This window comes from Pseudomonas sp. CFBP 8758 (genome assembly GCF_014841725.1).
Classification (GTDB): domain Bacteria; phylum Pseudomonadota; class Gammaproteobacteria; order Pseudomonadales; family Pseudomonadaceae; genus Aquipseudomonas; species Aquipseudomonas baltica.
In genome coordinates this window covers 99,318-112,978 of sequence record NZ_JACYUK010000002.1, presented here as the reverse complement: position 1 = coordinate 112,978, position 13,661 = coordinate 99,318, and the positions used below count along the sequence as shown (strand labels likewise).

Below are 13,661 nucleotides of genomic sequence, written 5' to 3'. Positions count from 1 at the left end.
TCTTTATAAAACGGTCAGTCCAAGGGCGGCACGGGCAGCCCGCGCTTGGCATAGAAGGCATCGACAAAGGCGGCCAATGTACCCTGTTGAATAGCCTCGCGCAAACCAGCCATCAGCAGCTGGTAATGACGCAAATTGTGGATGGTATTCAACATGCTACCGAGCATTTCGCCACACTTGTCCAGGTGATGCAGATAAGCGCGCGAGAAGTTGCGGCAGGTATAGCAATCGCAGGTAGGGTCCAGCGGCGAATCATCGTGGCGATGGAACGCGTTGCGGATCTTCAGCACGCCCGTGTCGATGAACAGATGCCCGTTGCGCGCATTGCGCGTCGGCATCACGCAGTCGAACATGTCGACGCCGCGGCGCACACCCTCGACCAAGTCTTCGGGTTTGCCTACCCCCATAAGGTAACGAGGTTTGTCAGCGGGCATCAGGCCCGGCAGGTAGTCGAGCACCTTGATCATTTCATGCTTGGGCTCGCCCACCGACAGGCCGCCGATGGCCAGGCCGTCGAAACCGATCTTGTCCAGGCCTTCGAGCGAACGCATGCGCAGGTTCTCGTGCATGCCGCCCTGAACGATGCCGAACAGCGCCGCGGTGCTTTCGCCATGCGCGTCCTTGGACCGTTGCGCCCAGCGCAGCGACAGCTCCATGGAGGTGCGCGCGGTGTGCTCGTCGGCCGGGTAAGGCGTGCACTCGTCGAAAATCATCACCACGTCCGAGCCCAGGTCGCGCTGGACCTGCATCGATTCTTCCGGCCCCATGAACACCTTGGAACCGTCCACCGGGGAGGCGAAGTACACGCCCTCCTCCTTGATCTTGCGCATGGCGCCCAGGCTGAACACCTGGAACCCACCGGAGTCGGTCAGAATCGGCCCTTTCCACTGCATGAAATCGTGCAGGTCGCCGTGCGCCTTGATCACCGCAGTGCCCGGGCGCAACCACAGGTGGAAGGTATTGCCCAGAATCATCTGCGCGCCGATCGCCTCGATGTCGCGCGGCAACATGCCCTTGACCGTGCCATAGGTGCCCACCGGCATGAACGCCGGGGTCTCCACCACGCCACGCGGGAAGGTCAGGCGGCCACGACGGGCTTTGCCATCGGTGGCCAGCAATTCGAACGACATACGACAGGTGCGACTCATGCGTGATCCCCTGGCGCGGCTTCGCTGGGACCGCGAGGCGCCGGATTGCGGGTGATGAACATGGCATCACCGTAACTGAAGAAGCGGTACTCGTTGGCCACCGCCGCCGCATAGGCCGCCATGGCTTCGGGATAACCCGCGAACGCCGAGACCAGCATCAGCAGCGTGGACTCCGGCAAATGGAAATTGGTGACCAGGGCATCGACCACATGGAACGGTCGCCCCGGAAAGATGAAGATATCGGTGTCGCCACTGAACGGCTTCAACACGCCGTCACGCGCCGCGCTTTCCAGCGAGCGCACGCTGGTGGTGCCTACCGCCACCACTCGACCACCGCGGGCCTTGCACGCCTGCACCGCGTCGACCACGTCCTGGCTGACCTCCAGCCACTCTTTATGCATGTGGTGGTCTTCAAGCTTCTCGACCCGCACCGGCTGGAAGGTACCGGCGCCGACATGCAGCGTCACGAAGGCGGTCTGGACCCCCATCGCCTCGATCTGCGCCAGCAGCGCCTTGTCGAAATGCAGCCCCGCCGTCGGCGCCGCCACCGCGCCAGCCTTCTCGGCGTACACGGTCTGATAGCGCTCGCGGTCGGCGCTGTCGTCGGGCCGGTCGATGTAGGGCGGCAACGGCATGTGCCCGACCCGATCGAGCAGTGGCAACACCTCTTCATTGAAGCGCAGCTCGAACAGCGCATCATGCCGCGCGACCATCTCGGCCTCGCCGCCGCCGTCAAGCAAAATCTTCGAACCCGGCTTGGGCGACTTGCTGGAACGCACGTGGGCCAGCACCCGATGGCTGTCCAGCACGCGCTCGACCAGAATCTCCAGCTTGCCCCCCGACGCCTTCTGGCCAAACACCCGTGCCGGAATCACCCGGGTATTGTTGAACACCATCAGGTCGCCTGGCCTGAGAAAACCGGGCAGATCGGTGAATTGACGATGATCCAGCACACCGGACGGCCCATCGAGGACCAACAGGCGGCTGCCATGGCGCTCCGCCAACGGATGGCGAGCGATCAGGGAATCAGGAAGCTCGAAAGAGAAATCGGCGACACGCATGATAGGGTTCGGCTGTATAGGGCTGAAAATTCTAGCAAAAATCTGCAAAATTGACCATGAAAGCTGATTGACCAGTGGTCGCGCCGTCTCTATACTTCGCCGCCTGTAAGCCCTGATGGCGGAATTGGTAGACGCGGCGGATTCAAAATCCGTTTTCGAAAGGAGTGGGAGTTCGAGTCTCCCTCGGGGCACCAAATCAGAAAAAAGACCTACGCGAAGGTCTTTTTTTTCGTCTGCGATTTCTCCCACTCCCGTTGCAGGGGCGGCAAGTGGCCGCGAAGGCGCCAGCCCAATCGCTACCACTTCCGCACCCATCCGTCGCCCGACAGGCCCCGCCCCGACCACTGTTGTCCCCACCTTCTGTTGAACTGTACCTCCCGCCGCTCGCTTGATGCGCCTACCCTGTGAACTCAATCCACAGGAGCGTTCGTCATGCCGGATGCAGCCAACCTCTACCTGTTCGTTATCGCCGCGATGCTTCTGTTGGTCGTTCCCGGACCGAACATGGCCTTCGTCACCAGCCACGCGCTGGCACACGGTTGGCGGGCCGGGGTGGCAGCGGCGTTGGGGATTTCGCTGGCAGACCTGCTGCTGACGCTGCTGGTCAGCGCCGGCATGGGCGCTGTCGTCATGAGTTGGGCGCCTGCCTTCGACTTGTTGCGGCTGGCCGGTGCGTGCTATCTGTTGTGGCTGGCCTGGCAAGCGCTGACGGCGCCGACTGGCGAAAGCGCTGCACCCCGCCCTCTGGGTTCGATCCGCAAGATCTTCATTCGCGCCACGCTCAACAGCTTGCTGAACCCCAAAGGCCTGCTGTTCTTCATGGTGTTTCTGCCGCAATTCGTCACTGTCGGCAACGCCAGTGTGACGGTTCAACTGGTCATGCTGGGTGTGCTGCTTATGCTGATCTCCCTGGTGTTTCACAGTGTGCTGGCACTGTGCGCCGGAACGCTGCGCGGACGATTGAACAGCATGCCTCGTCGCTGGGCCAATTATGGCTTTGCGAGCGTGATGACAGCATTGGCAGCACGACTTTTGTTTCTTGAGCGCCCGATATGATTCTCATCGGTCTACACATGCGGCCACAACACGAAGGTTGCGGACAAGTCCTTGATAAGTAAACCTATGGATATTACTTATAAAAGACTTATAGAATGGCTGTCAATTCGGTTGGATGGTCTCGTAAAGCAGTGAAACAGCTCATGAAACTTCAGCATCGGCACCAGCAACAGGTTCGCGATGCAGCAGGACTTCTCGCCAATATGCCACACGTTACAAATGTGAAAGCGCTGACTTCACATGGTTACGGCTACCGTTTGCGCGTTGGCAATTATCGCATCCTGTTCGACTGGGACGGTGCCATCGAGATTGTCAGCATTCAAGAGGTCAAGAAGCGCGATGAACACACCTACTGAAATTCAGGTCATCAATGGCCCGGACGGGAAGCCAGCCTTTGTGGTCATTCCATACGCCCAATACGTAGCGCAACACAACGCGAGCAACGGCCTGATTCCCCACGAAGTCGTGAGTCGTATGGTTGATGGTGCATCCGCGATCAAAGCGTGGCGTGAGTACCTGGATCTCACTCAGGAGGAAGTTTCTCAACGCCTTGGAATCACCCAGTCGGCCTATGCTCAGCAGGAAACCTCCGCCAAGCCACGCAAGCTCACTCGTGAGAAGATTGCCGCAGCATTTGGTATCAAGGCCGATCAACTGGCTATATAGCTGCCTGCCCGATTCATCCCCGCGAACAAGGAGTTCCGCCCTTCACATGAGTAATGCCTACCGTACATTCTTCGCAACCCCGGGCGTCGTGGCTCTGTTACTGGCGGGTTCCATGGCCCGGCTTCCACAGACCATGATCGGGCTGGGCCTCATCACCATGCTGGTGCATGAAACCGGGCGTTATTGGGTTGCAGGCGCAGTGGCGGGTACTTTTACCCTGACCAGCGCCATACTCGGGCCGATGATTTCGAAACTGGTGGATCAGCGCGGCCAGCGCAAGGTGCTGGCGCCCGTCGCGGCGTTCAGTATCGGCATGCTTCTGGCCCTGATAGCCGCCGTGCATTGGCATGCGCCGCTGCCGGTGCTGTTCGTGCTGGCCGCCCTGGCGGGCGTGCTCCCCAGTTTCGGCGCAATGATCCGCGCACGCTGGGCCTACCTGTTTCGCGGAAAACCCCAACTGCACGCCGCGTACTCCCTGGATACAGTGCTGGTTGAGTTCACCTTCATCGTCGGTCCACCGCTGTCCATCGCCTTGAGCAGCGGTCTGTTTCCACAAGCCGGCCCGCTGGTAGCCGCCGTGTTGTTGGCCTTGGGCGTGGTTGCCTTTCTGCGCCAGCATGAAACCGAGCCGCCGCCGGTGCCGGCGGTCACCGGCCCATCCACTTCCCCGCTGCGCATTCCTGCCTTGCGGATCATCGTAGTGGCGATGCTGGCGCTGGGGTTGCTCGGCGGCTCGGTCGATGTCGCGGTAGTGGCGTTTGCCAAGGAACAAGGCTGGCCAGCAGCCGCCAGCTTTATCCTCGCGGGGTTCGCTGCAGGGTCGATGGTTGCCGGGATCACGTTCGGGACAGTGAGAAGTGGGCTAGCGTACGAAACTCAGCTGCTGATCGGCGCGGTCTTCACTGCCGTGGCAACGACGTTGCCGATCTTCGCGCCCAACGTGTACTGGCTCACCGCATTGCTGTTCATCACCGGCATGTCGTTCGCACCGACGCTGATCGTGGTAATGAACATCGGCACGAAAATCCTGCCGCCCGGCAAGATCACCGAAGGGCTGACCTGGCTGAGCACAGGGGTCAGTGTCGGCATCGCGATGGGTGGGGCAGTCGCCGGTATGGTCATCGACCACTTCGGTACCCGTGCCGGATTCGCCGTTGCCATCGGTGCCGGTTTGCTGATGCTGACCGCCGTACTCACAGGTCTGCGCACGCTGCAGGCAACTTCGGCGAGCGAAGTTGCCATGTCTGGCTGACGCCGCATGAAGCGTAATGGGCAACTAGCTGGCAACCGAGCGATTGCCCCGAACCGCTGCGGTGCTCCGGCTAGGTTGGGCCAGCATGACCCCTGTGACCGCGAGAAATAAATCGGAAATTTCGATTGTATATTTATATTCCGCGAGCCTCTGTAACCCGCGCAATATGGGGCTCTCGGCCCGCCAAGAAATCGGAAAAAAAATCGGAATAGAGAACTGCGAATGAGTTCGCCCTTCATCTCTGGCAATCATGGGCTCGAGCCCATTATGCCATCCCCTGGAGTGGGCCGAAATGTTCACTCCCTCGTTGGTCGCGCGCGTGCATCGACGCTTGTTCGCTAGTGCGAGTGAAACAGAACTTACCCTGGCCGACGGTCGCACGCTCATACCTGGGCAGCTGCGGGATGTGAGGGAAGCGAACGTCATGGTAGGTAACCATTTTGCGCCAGCCTGGCAGTCAATTTCACCGATGATGACTCGACTGCAAACCGTGTATGGACGCATTGGTGACCAGCGTACACGTTTGCTTGGAGCGCTGGCCTACCATCACCGCCTGGCGTTTGTTCATCCTTTCAGCGGCCAATTGAACAAGCTGGTGACAATGGGCTTGATAGATGCACCGTCAGTCAAATCGAGACAGCTGCATCCAGGCCTTCCCGTCTGGTTTGCGCAGTTGTTGTTCCCCGAACTGCATCGACGGTTCGACCAATGACCGATCGGTGCATTCAATACCAGCCTGCCGGCAGTAGAAACTGTCACACCACAGAACTGCGCTGACCTTCACGCCCCTGTCACATCCCCACGCTTACATAGCCCTTTCACTTTCCAAGGGCTATGCCATGACCATGTTCGATCTCAAGCGCCGTCGCCTCGTCCAAGCCGTGGGGGCAGGCTTTCTGTTGCCTGGGCTGGCGCCGGCGGTGATCGCCTCGGTCAAGGACCGGCCACAACTGACTGACGGCGTGCAGTCCGGCGACCTGATGGGCGACAGGGCCATGGTCTGGAGCCGCTGCGACCGCCCGGCACGCATGGTGGTGGAATGGGATACGCGCAGCATGTTCACCAACCCTCGCCGTTCGGTATCGCCACTGGCCGACGCGGGCAGCGATTTCACCGCGCGGGTCGAACTCAGCGGCCTGCCGGTGGACCAGGCGATCTTCTATCGCGTGCAGTTCGAAGACGCGCAGACCGGCGTCAGCAGCGAGCCGTGGTTCGGCCATCTGCGCAGCGAGCCTTCGCAGCGTCGCGACATCCGCTTCGTGTGGAGCGGCGACACAGTGGGCCAGGGTTTCGGCATCAACCCCGACATCGGCGGCATGCGCATCTACGAAGCCATGCGTCTGCGCCTGCCGGATTTCTTCATCCACAGCGGCGATACCATCTACGCCGATGGGCCGGTGCCCGCCACGGTGACCACCGAGAATGGCCGCGTATGGCGCAACATCACCACCGAAGCCAAGAGCAAGGTGGCGGAAACTCTGGACGAGTACCGCGGCAACTACCGCTACAACCTGATGGATGAAAACGTGCGGCGCTTCAATGCCGAGGTGCCGCAGATCTGGCAATGGGACGACCACGAGGTGACCAATAACTGGTCGCCCAGCAAGCAACTCGACGCGCGCTACCAGAACCGCGACATCCGTCATCTGGTTGGCAACGCGCGTCAGGCATGGCTCGAGTACGCGCCCATGCGCCTGCAGCGCGCCGACAACGGCGGGCGTATCTACCGCAAGCTCAGCTATGGGCCGATGCTGGACATCTTCGTCCTGGACATGCGCAGCTACCGCAGTGGCAACGACGACAACCTGGCGGCCAAGCCCGAAGCCCGCACGGCGTTTCTTGGACAGGCGCAACTGGACTGGCTGAAGTCCGGGCTCAAAGGGTCGCAGGCCCAATGGAAAGTCATTGCCGCCGATATGCCCATCGGCTTGGGTGTCCCGGATGGAGAAATGAGCCCGGGGGTCGGGCGCTGGGAGGCGATCGCCAATGGCGATGATGGCGCCGCCAAGGGGCGCGAGCTGGAGATCGCCGAGCTGCTCGGCTTCGTGCGCCAGCAGAAAGTGGTCAATACGGTCTGGCTGACCGCCGACGTGCACTACTGCGCCGCGCATCACTACCATCCGGACCGCGCCGCCTTCCAGGATTTCGAACCGTTCTGGGAATTCGTCGCCGGGCCACTGAACGCCGGCAGCTTCGGCCCTAACCCGCTGGATGCCACCTTTGGTCCGCAGGTGGTGTTCCAGAAAGCGCCGCCGGCCCAGAACACCTCACCGTTCGCAGGTTTCCAGTTTTTCGGTGAAGTACAGATCGAGGGCCAGAGCGGAGAAATGACCGTGCAACTGCGTGATCTGGATGGCGTGGTGGTGTTCGAGAAGAAGCTGCAGCCGGTTTGACCCAGTGCACCGCACATACCAAAGCAAATTTCCGACGGACGCTGATCCGGTTTCACCCCACCCTGTACGAATTGAAGGTGCCTTCAACGACCTTGGGCTACGCTTTGTCTTATAACGCCCACCGCGGCTGGTTGGGCGTTGCGCTGTGCAATCAGCCTGGCGACAACAACCGCGCTAGCAAGCGTGCGAGGGCGAACATGAGCAATTTCGACGAAAACAGTAGCACCACAAACCCCAAGAGCTTGACCGAAAAACTTCTCAAACTCCTTCCATCGACGGCTGTAAAAGGCTATCTGCAGGGTGCCAGCTCATTCGACAAGGGGCGCCCGGACTACCCGAAGGAACTCGACAACTGGCTACGCGAGATCATGCAGATCAAGCCGCACAGCAAATGGGACCCACCCCATACAACTGTACTCGACCTGGGCTCGGGGACTGGCAAGTTCATTCCGCGGCTGATCGATATCGGCGCCGAGGTGTTCGCGGTGGAACCGGTTGCCGCCATGCGCGAAAAGCTGCAGCTCAACTGGGGCGACAAGCCCTATGTGAAGATACTCGAGGGCGCCGCGGAAGAGATCCCGTTGAAAAACGAATCGGTGGACGCGGTGATCTGCGCGCATTCCTTCCACTGGTTTGCCAAACCCGAGGCCATGAAGGAAATCCACAGGGTGCTCAAGCGCGGCGGACGCCTGGGAATGATCTGGAACCTGCGCGATACCCGCGAGGACTGGGTACGTCAGGTAGCGGACGTGGTCAGCGCGGTGGCCGGTGACAGCCCGCGGTTCTACACCCAACAGTGGCGTGAAATGTTCCCGCACAAGGGCTTCGCCCATCCGCTGGTGGAAAAGCACTTCACCCATTCGCACACCGGCACGCCGGAAGACGTGATTCTCAACCGGGTGCGCTCCATCAGCTTCATCTCCATCCTCCCCCCTGAACAGCAGGAGCCGATTTACCAGAGAGTCCGCGAGATCATTGCCACCCACCCCCAGCTCAAGGACAAGCAGGAAGTAACCGTACCCTATGACACCGTGGCCTTTCATACCGTGAAGATTCTCTAGACCACCGTTGGCGCCCGGCGTGATCAATGCACTGGCGTAAGCCCGCTTTCCTGAATGGCGAGACGGGCTGCCGGTGTGCTCAGGTACTGCAGCAATGCCGCGGCCTCTTCAGGGTGGGCGCTGGTACGCGTGACACCGCCCGAATACAAAGTCATCTTCTGCACCGCATCTGGAATCAGGCCGACGATATCGATGCCCGGTACCGCCTTGAGCTCGCTCAATTGCTGGAAACCCAGCTGCACATCGCCCCGAGCAACCACGGCACCCACGGGCTCGCTGTCTACCAGGCTGCTTTTGTCGCGAAGCTGTTCGGCCAGTTTCATGCGCGGAAACAGCAGGTGCGACAGGTACAGGCCGCTGGTGCTGTTGGAGTAGGCCAGCGAGCGGGCGTCTATCAGCGTCTTGCGAAAGGCGTCGACACTGCCGATGTCTGGCTTGGCCTCACCTTGGCGTACGGCCATGGCGATGAAGGACTTGCCGACATCCACGCGGGGTTCGCGCTGCACTTCACCCAATTGAATGAGTTTATTCAACGCGGCGTCCTCGGTGAGCACCAGATCGGCTCGCTCACCGCGCTCCAGTCGACTGGAGATGGCCATGGGGTTGTCGCCGATGGCAGGCGAAGGCAGCACGGTGACCTTGATGCCGGTGGCTTTTTCGTATTCGACGACGATGGTCTGCATGGCACTGACCACGCCGCCAGACCCGAGCAGGGATAGCTGCACCGGTGGTGGCGCCTTCTGCGCGTGGGCAGCGCTGGAGCCGAGCAATACACAAGCCAGCAGAGCGCTGGTGAGCCGTTTGGTCATGACGATATGATCCTGAAAGTGAAGATGAAGCCTGGCCGATGACTGGCCAGAGGCACAGCGGACGAGTGCGGTGATGGTCGACCGCCTCGCGAAGAAGGATAAGTTTACGCGCAATCGGCCAAAAGCCAGGATCAGGTTGCCATTTAAAAAGGTGATGTTCGGCAATTGCAACGTCGAGAAACAATTTCAGCCCTGGCCGCGCAAACGTTCGATGCAAGCAATCACGACACTTTGGCAGGATCTGTGGGGTAACTGACATTTACCCTTTTACCGTTCAGCTCGATGATGCGTGCTCCAGACTGGAGTGACCGTATGTCCAAGGCCTTGCCCCCCGAATTGCAGATTTTCGACCGCCCGTTGCAGGTTGTCATCCTGCTCTACCCCGGTATCGAGATTCTCGACTTCGCCGGGCCGTACGAAGTGTTCAGCGTTGCCACCCGCGTTGCGCTGCGCGACGGTTTGAGCATTCACGCGCCATTCGTGGTCAGCACGGTTGCGGCCAGTCGTGACCTGCTCACCGCCCGCTACGAGCTGCGGGTGCAGCCCGACGCCCAGTTCGATGAAGAGGTGCACAGCGATGTGCTGATCGTGCCGGGGGGCGTGATCGATCAACCTGTAAATGACCCGAATACCCTCGCGTGGGTGCGGCGGATGGCGGCGACGACCGGGTTGCTCACTTCGGTATGCAGTGGCGCGTTGATCCTGGCCAAGGCTGGCCTGCTGGAGGGGCAGAGCGTCACCACCCATTGGGCCGATATCCAGGAGCTGCGCGACAGCTACCCGGACCTCGATGTGCGGGAGAATGTGCCCTATGTCGATGCTGGCAGCCTGGTCACCAGCGCCGGGATTTCCGCCGGCATCGACATGAGCCTGCATCTGGTGGCACGCCTGCTCGGTGCCGATGCGGCGCGCCTGACCGCTCGCCAGATGCAGTACGAGTGGCACGATATGCCACGGTAGAGCGTCAGCTCTTGTCGTTGCGAAACATCTGGCGAATGCCACGCACGGCCTGCCGAATGCGATCCTGGTTTTCGATCAGCGCAAAACGTACGTGGTCGTCGCCATAGTCACCGAAGCCGATGCCGGGCGAGACGCAGACCTTGGCTTCGGCCAGCAGCTTCTTGGCAAACTCGAGCGAGCCCATGTGCGCGTAGGCCTCCGGAATCTTGGCCCAGACATACATCGACGCCTTGGGGTTCTCGACCATCCAGCCCAGTTCGTGCAAGCCTTTGACCAGCACGTTGCGGCGCTGGCGGTACTGCTCGGCGATGTCCTTCACACACTGTTGATCGCCTTCGAGCGCGGCGATGGCTGCGACCTGCAACGGCGTGAACGTGCCGTAATCGTGGTAGCTCTTGATGCGTGCCAACGCATTGACCAGCTCGGGATTGCCGACCATGAAGCCGATCCGCCAGCCAGCCATGTTGTAGCTCTTGGACAGGGTGAAGAATTCGACGGCGATGTCCTTGGCGCCCGGCACTTGCATGATCGACGGGGCTTTCCAGCCGTCGTAGACGATATCGGCATAGGCCAGGTCATGCACCACCAAGACGTCGTAGCGCTTGGCGAGGGCCACCACCCGCTCGAAGAAATCCAGTTCCACACACTGCGCGGTCGGGTTGGATGGAAAGCCCAGGATCATCATCTTCGGCTTGGGAATGGATTCGCGGATCGCCCTCTCCAGCTCGTTGAAGAAGTCCACGCCCGGCACCAGCGGCACCGAGCGCACCTGGGCGCCGGCGATCACCGCACCGTAGATATGAATCGGATAGCTGGGGTTGGGCACCAGCACGGTATCACCCTGGTCGAGCGTGGCCAGCATCAGGTGCGCCAGACCCTCTTTCGAGCCAATGGTGACGATGGCTTCGTCTTCAGGGTCGATATCGACCGCATAGCGGTCCTTGTACCAGCGCGAAATGGCCCGGCGCAGCCGCGGGATGCCGCGGGAAGTGGAGTAGCCGTGAGTATCTTCGCGCTGGGCAACGGTCACCAGCTTGTCGACGATATGGGGTGGCGTGGCGCCGTCGGGGTTGCCCATGCTCAGGTCGATGATGTCTTCGCCGCGCCGACGCGCAGCCATCTTCAACTCGGCGGTGATATTGAACACATAGGGGGGGAGACGATCGATGCGCGCAAAGCGGCGCGGGCGAACAGGTTCGGCCATGACTTCCTCGGATACGTAAGCGCCCGGAACCGTCCGAGCGACGTTGGCCACTGCGGTGGCCAGCCCGAAAGATAACGGGGCCGATGCGGGGATGTAAAGCGCAATATGCGGTGCGGACCCAACCTTTGCCCCAAAAAAAAGCCCCGGAACTGTTCGGTCCGGGGCGTTTTTATCGCTGCAGCAGGATCAATGCGCGTAGGTCAGCAACAGCTCGCCCGGCGCCTTGAAATCCAGGGACATCATTACGCTCAACGCGGTGATGGTGAAGATCGAGAACACGAACAGCTTGCGCGCCCAGACCTTGTCATCGACCGCCTTGTAACCTGTCCAGGCCATGTACAACCAGTACATGCCCATGGCTGCGGCAACTGCGAGGTAGCTCATGCCGGCATAGCCACCCAGGGTCAGCATCAGCGTCGCCAGGAGGAAAGCCAGGATGTAGATCAGGATATGCTTCTTCGCCACCACGATACCCCGCTTGACCGGGAGCACCGGAATCGAAGCCGCCAGGTAATCGTTGAAGCGGAAGATGGCGATCGCATACGAATGGGGCATCTGCCACAGGCTGAACATCACCAGCAACGTCAATGCCGCCAGATCGAAGCTGTTGCTCACTGCCACGTAACCGATCACCGGAGGCATGGCACCGGACAGGCTGCCCACCAGGGTGCCGTGCACCGACTTGCGCTTCAGATAAAGGCTGTAGAAGCCCACGTAGATGACGAAGCCGATCAAGCCGCACAGGGCCGCCAGCGGGTTGGCCAATGCGTACAGCATGACCATCCCGGCAACCCCCAGCAGCGTGGCGAAGATCAGTGCGACCTTCACCGAAATCTGCCCCTGGACCAACGCGCGATTCTTGGTGCGCTCCATCTTCACGTCGATGTCACGGTCGATGCAGTTGTTGAATGCACAGCCCGACGCCACTACCAGCGATGTACCGATCACCGTGGCCAGAAACAGCCCGATGTCGACATGCCCTTGAGAGGCCAGGAAGAACCCACCTGCCACGGAAAGCACGTTACCGAAAATGATCCCCGGTTTGGTGATTTGGATAAAGTGCTTTACGGACATGTCCGGGTTCCTTACTTCGCCATCATGAAGTGATGGATGCTGAACATGATCCACAGCGACAGGCCTACCAGGAACGCGATGATCAACGCAGAGAACACGAAGGCAATCACGTTCCAGCGCTGTTCGGACGTGCGGTCCAGGTGCAGGAAATAGACCAGGTGAACCAGCACCTGAATCACCGCGAAGATCATCACGATCCACAGGGTGGCTTCCTTGGACATGCTCGGAAACATCACCAGGCCGAACGGAATCGCGGTCAGGATGACCGACAGCACGAAACCGATCATGTACGACTTGTAGCTACCGTGGCTGCTACCGGCCGAAGTGGTATGAGGGTTTGCCATTTACAGAGCTCCCATCAGATAGACGACGGTGAACACGCAGATCCAGACCACGTCCAGGAAGTGCCAGAACAGGCTGAGGCAGCTCATGCGCGTGTTGTTGGTTGCGGTCAGGCCTTTGGATTTGACCTGGGCGATCAGCACCGCCATCCAGATCAAACCGCTGGTCACGTGCAGGCCGTGGGTACCGACCAGGGTGAAGAACCCGGTCAGGAAGCCGCTGCGTTGCGGGCCGAAGCCCTCTTCGATCAGCTTGTGGAACTCGTAGATTTCCATCGCGATGAAGCCTGCGCCCAGCAGGAAAGTGACGAACAGCCACTTCATCACACCGCTTTTGTCGTTGCTGTGCAGCGCCAGCATGGCGAAGCCATAGGTAATGGAGCTGAACAGCAGCAGTGCAGTTTCGGCTGCCACGAAGGGCAGCTCGAAGATGTCGTGGCCCGAGGGGCCACCGGCAACGTTGTTAACCAGTACTGCGTAGGCGGCGAAGATCGACGCGAACAGGATGCAGTCGGTCATCAGGTAGATCCAGAAACCGAAGACAGTCATGCCCCCGGAATCGTGATGATCGTGATCGTCATGACCGTGCTCGTGCTCGTGAGCCACTTCCGCGTTTAGGGTTGCGTTAGACATTGT

Annotated in this window: 16 protein-coding genes and 1 tRNA gene; 10 read left to right on the top strand and 7 right to left on the bottom strand. The window is 60.4% G+C overall.

Annotated elements, in window-relative coordinates; all coding sequences use genetic code 11:
* Nucleotides 1-14 precede the first annotated feature (14 nt).
* On the bottom strand, nucleotides 15-1,130 hold the full coding sequence (gene tgt / locus IFT75_RS04310; protein ID WP_163007623.1) for a tRNA guanosine(34) transglycosylase Tgt: 1,116 nt from the start codon (nucleotides 1,128-1,130) through the stop codon (nucleotides 15-17).
* Nucleotides 1,131-1,144: 14 nt separating this feature from the next.
* Nucleotides 1,145-2,209, bottom strand: a complete 1,065-nt coding sequence (gene queA, locus IFT75_RS04305) for a tRNA preQ1(34) S-adenosylmethionine ribosyltransferase-isomerase QueA (RefSeq protein WP_192053545.1) — start codon at nucleotides 2,207-2,209, stop codon at nucleotides 1,145-1,147.
* A gap of 109 nt (nucleotides 2,210-2,318) precedes the next feature.
* Between queA and IFT75_RS04300 the strand changes: the two genes are divergently transcribed.
* The 8 genes from IFT75_RS04300 to IFT75_RS04265 all read left to right on the top strand — a co-directional run bounded on the left by IFT75_RS04300 (nucleotide 2,319) and on the right by IFT75_RS04265 (nucleotide 8,637).
* Nucleotides 2,319-2,403: transfer RNA gene (locus IFT75_RS04300), tRNA-Leu, on the top strand.
* 238 nt (nucleotides 2,404-2,641) lie between these two features.
* Entirely contained in the window at nucleotides 2,642-3,265 is a 624-nt protein-coding gene (locus tag IFT75_RS04295; RefSeq protein WP_192053543.1) for a LysE family translocator, read from the top strand.
* Nucleotides 3,266-3,360: 95 nt separating this feature from the next.
* Nucleotides 3,361-3,621, top strand: coding sequence for a type II toxin-antitoxin system RelE family toxin (locus IFT75_RS04290; protein WP_192053541.1), 261 nt, complete (start codon nucleotides 3,361-3,363; stop codon nucleotides 3,619-3,621).
* Nucleotides 3,605-3,931 carry a helix-turn-helix domain-containing protein gene (locus IFT75_RS04285; RefSeq protein WP_192053539.1) on the top strand — a complete coding sequence of 109 codons (327 nt, stop codon included), beginning with the start codon at nucleotides 3,605-3,607 and terminating at the stop codon, nucleotides 3,929-3,931. The genes IFT75_RS04290 and IFT75_RS04285 overlap by 17 nt, the downstream gene beginning before the upstream one ends.
* 46 nt (nucleotides 3,932-3,977) lie before the next feature.
* Nucleotides 3,978-5,183: an MFS transporter gene (locus tag IFT75_RS04280; protein WP_192053538.1), complete on the top strand. Its 1,206-nt coding sequence runs from the start codon at nucleotides 3,978-3,980 to the stop codon at nucleotides 5,181-5,183.
* A gap of 292 nt (nucleotides 5,184-5,475) precedes the next feature.
* Nucleotides 5,476-5,895, top strand: coding sequence for a Fic family protein (locus IFT75_RS04275; RefSeq protein ID WP_244652700.1), 420 nt, complete (start codon nucleotides 5,476-5,478; stop codon nucleotides 5,893-5,895).
* 127 nt (nucleotides 5,896-6,022) lie between these two features.
* Entirely contained in the window at nucleotides 6,023-7,576 is a 1,554-nt protein-coding gene (locus IFT75_RS04270; RefSeq protein WP_192053534.1) for an alkaline phosphatase D family protein, read from the top strand.
* Nucleotides 7,577-7,773: 197 nt separating this feature from the next.
* Nucleotides 7,774-8,637 carry a class I SAM-dependent methyltransferase gene (locus IFT75_RS04265; RefSeq protein ID WP_192053532.1) on the top strand — a complete coding sequence of 288 codons (864 nt, stop codon included), beginning with the start codon at nucleotides 7,774-7,776 and terminating at the stop codon, nucleotides 8,635-8,637.
* A gap of 23 nt (nucleotides 8,638-8,660) precedes the next feature.
* Here the strand turns inward: IFT75_RS04265 and IFT75_RS04260 are convergent, their stop codons facing one another.
* Nucleotides 8,661-9,446: a substrate-binding domain-containing protein gene (locus IFT75_RS04260; protein WP_122479580.1), complete on the bottom strand. Its 786-nt coding sequence runs from the start codon at nucleotides 9,444-9,446 to the stop codon at nucleotides 8,661-8,663.
* 73 nt (nucleotides 9,447-9,519) lie between these two features.
* Here IFT75_RS04260 and IFT75_RS04255 point away from each other — a divergent pair, with 73 nt between their 5' ends.
* Together IFT75_RS04255 and IFT75_RS04250 are read left to right on the top strand one after the other, a co-directional pair.
* Entirely contained in the window at nucleotides 9,520-9,702 is a 183-nt protein-coding gene (locus tag IFT75_RS04255; protein ID WP_192053530.1) for a hypothetical protein, read from the top strand.
* Between the two features lie 56 nt (nucleotides 9,703-9,758).
* Nucleotides 9,759-10,406, top strand: coding sequence for a DJ-1/PfpI family protein (locus IFT75_RS04250; protein ID WP_192053528.1), 648 nt, complete (start codon nucleotides 9,759-9,761; stop codon nucleotides 10,404-10,406).
* A 4-nt stretch (nucleotides 10,407-10,410) separates the two neighbouring features.
* Here the strand turns inward: IFT75_RS04250 and alaC are convergent, their stop codons facing one another.
* The 4 genes from alaC to IFT75_RS04230 all read right to left on the bottom strand — a co-directional run bounded on the left by alaC (nucleotide 10,411) and on the right by IFT75_RS04230 (nucleotide 13,658).
* The gene (alaC, locus tag IFT75_RS04245) at nucleotides 10,411-11,610 is read right to left on the bottom strand and encodes an alanine transaminase (protein ID WP_122479582.1); all 1,200 of its coding nucleotides are present in this window, start codon (nucleotides 11,608-11,610) and stop codon (nucleotides 10,411-10,413) included.
* A gap of 186 nt (nucleotides 11,611-11,796) precedes the next feature.
* Nucleotides 11,797-12,684 (bottom strand): heme o synthase, encoded by an 888-nt coding sequence (gene cyoE / locus IFT75_RS04240; RefSeq protein WP_122479583.1) that lies wholly within the window; start codon nucleotides 12,682-12,684, stop codon nucleotides 11,797-11,799.
* An 11-nt stretch (nucleotides 12,685-12,695) separates the two neighbouring features.
* Nucleotides 12,696-13,028 carry a cytochrome o ubiquinol oxidase subunit IV gene (gene cyoD, locus IFT75_RS04235; RefSeq protein WP_122479584.1) on the bottom strand — a complete coding sequence of 111 codons (333 nt, stop codon included), beginning with the start codon at nucleotides 13,026-13,028 and terminating at the stop codon, nucleotides 12,696-12,698.
* On the bottom strand, nucleotides 13,029-13,658 hold the full coding sequence (locus IFT75_RS04230; protein ID WP_122479585.1) for a cytochrome o ubiquinol oxidase subunit III: 630 nt from the start codon (nucleotides 13,656-13,658) through the stop codon (nucleotides 13,029-13,031).
* Between the last annotated feature and the right edge of the window lie 3 nt (nucleotides 13,659-13,661).

Coding starts and splice junctions, on each gene's coding strand:
- IFT75_RS04260 (WP_122479580.1), bottom strand. CDS start 9,446: ATGACCAAACGGCTCACCAGCGCTCTGCTGGCTTGTGTATTGCTCGGC.
- alaC (WP_122479582.1), bottom strand. CDS start 11,610: ATGGCCGAACCTGTTCGCCCGCGCCGCTTTGCGCGCATCGATCGTCTC.
- cyoE (WP_122479583.1), bottom strand. CDS start 12,684: ATGTCCGTAAAGCACTTTATCCAAATCACCAAACCGGGGATCATTTTC.
- IFT75_RS04255 (WP_192053530.1), top strand. CDS start 9,520: ATGGTCGACCGCCTCGCGAAGAAGGATAAGTTTACGCGCAATCGGCCA.
- IFT75_RS04230 (WP_122479585.1), bottom strand. CDS start 13,658: ATGTCTAACGCAACCCTAAACGCGGAAGTGGCTCACGAGCACGAGCAC.
- IFT75_RS04285 (WP_192053539.1), top strand. CDS start 3,605: ATGAACACACCTACTGAAATTCAGGTCATCAATGGCCCGGACGGGAAG.
- IFT75_RS04290 (WP_192053541.1), top strand. CDS start 3,361: ATGGCTGTCAATTCGGTTGGATGGTCTCGTAAAGCAGTGAAACAGCTC.
- IFT75_RS04270 (WP_192053534.1), top strand. CDS start 6,023: ATGACCATGTTCGATCTCAAGCGCCGTCGCCTCGTCCAAGCCGTGGGG.
- cyoD (WP_122479584.1), bottom strand. CDS start 13,028: ATGGCAAACCCTCATACCACTTCGGCCGGTAGCAGCCACGGTAGCTAC.
- tgt (WP_163007623.1), bottom strand. CDS start 1,130: ATGTCGTTCGAATTGCTGGCCACCGATGGCAAAGCCCGTCGTGGCCGC.
- IFT75_RS04265 (WP_192053532.1), top strand. CDS start 7,774: ATGAGCAATTTCGACGAAAACAGTAGCACCACAAACCCCAAGAGCTTG.
- queA (WP_192053545.1), bottom strand. CDS start 2,209: ATGCGTGTCGCCGATTTCTCTTTCGAGCTTCCTGATTCCCTGATCGCT.
- IFT75_RS04250 (WP_192053528.1), top strand. CDS start 9,759: ATGTCCAAGGCCTTGCCCCCCGAATTGCAGATTTTCGACCGCCCGTTG.
- IFT75_RS04280 (WP_192053538.1), top strand. CDS start 3,978: ATGAGTAATGCCTACCGTACATTCTTCGCAACCCCGGGCGTCGTGGCT.
- IFT75_RS04295 (WP_192053543.1), top strand. CDS start 2,642: ATGCCGGATGCAGCCAACCTCTACCTGTTCGTTATCGCCGCGATGCTT.
- IFT75_RS04275 (WP_244652700.1), top strand. CDS start 5,476: ATGTTCACTCCCTCGTTGGTCGCGCGCGTGCATCGACGCTTGTTCGCT.